Here is a 1103-nt window from a genome sequence, read left to right as displayed (position 1 = left end):
GCTCTTTCAATATATCATGTTTGCGGCAATATTGCACGGTCTTTTTTACCGCCTCTTTCAGCGGTAATCCCTCTTCCTGATACTCCCTCACCTTCGCTATGAATGCGCTGTACTGGTAAAGCGTCCGGCAATTCTTCGCAATTCCCTCGTTCTTTCCTTTGTTTATGTTCAGCACTCTTACTTCCAACTCCAACGCCGGAAGATCTTGTTCTGAAAGCCCAAAGCTTTCCGTATCTTTAAACAACTCTGAAAGCCTTACAATTTCCTCGTCGGGAAACGGCTTTACCCCGTTGTAAAGTACAAAGAACTCCGGCTTTGGGATTGAGATTTTTGTAGACGAATAAATCTTTTCGTCATCGATGATTTTTTCATAAACCCTGCCTATGTACATTAGCAAACGCAGAGCCATGTTAGGATTTATGGTTGACTGGTGTTCGATAAGGACGACCAGCTTGCCGCCGATTTCAAAGGATATGTCGTTGATCATGTCCATGAAAATAATGTCCTCAAGCGTGTTGATGACAACTGGAACGTCGGGACTTAGGGTTACCCCCTCAAGTGCGCAGTAGAGTTCTCTTAAAACGTCGGGATTACTGAAGACGAAGGAGAAGACGCTGTTTTTGTATTTCTTGTTCACATTTTCCATAAAATACCTCGCAAAGAAAAGATAAAACCTTCAAAAGAAAGTTATACCTATATATTGTTTGCAGATGTATTTTGCTTGCCTTTAGCGGGAAGAATTTTGATTTTTTTTTACTTTTCAATATCTTAAGCGCAAGCATAAAATATTTGTCCCTTTGTTACAGCCGCCTGTAGGGCGGCAAAAATTCAGACGGTTGTTAATACCCTGACAATTTCTTCACGTCTTGCGGCAAAAGCAAGCGCGGCTTTTATATGGATTTCTTTTAGCGGTGGATAATCATCAATTATTTCAGAAATTGGTATCCCTTCCGACAACCATTGTAAAATATCCCCGACGGTTATTCTTGTACCTTTTATGCAAGGTTTCCCAAAACGCACGTCTTGATCAATTTCAATATAATTTACAATTTCTTCATTTCCCATAATTTTTTTCCTGATTCAAAATTATCCTTATCTCCAAT

2 protein-coding genes are annotated in these 1103 nt (G+C 39.9%); both read right to left on the bottom strand.

Annotated features, from left to right (window positions below; genetic code table 11):
• A partial coding sequence (locus ACYVTD_RS13620; RefSeq protein ID WP_461248274.1) for an Rpn family recombination-promoting nuclease/putative transposase occupies nucleotides 1-646 on the bottom strand: 646 nt, incomplete at its 3' end.
• Between the two features lie 182 nt (nucleotides 647-828).
• The gene (locus ACYVTD_RS13615) at nucleotides 829-1065 is read right to left on the bottom strand and encodes a DUF433 domain-containing protein (RefSeq protein ID WP_461248273.1); all 237 of its coding nucleotides are present in this window, start codon (nucleotides 1063-1065) and stop codon (nucleotides 829-831) included.
• Nucleotides 1066-1103: the final 38 nt, after the last annotated feature.

The sequence above is a fragment of the Treponema sp. R6D11 genome, assembly GCF_054786075.1.
This window is presented reverse-complemented; position numbering and strand designations above follow the sequence as displayed.

Bases quoted from the DNA above. Each gene is read 5' to 3' on its own strand.
- ACYVTD_RS13615 (WP_461248273.1), bottom strand. From the start codon at position 1,065: ATGGGAAATGAAGAAATTGTAAATTATATTGAAATTGATCAAGACGTG.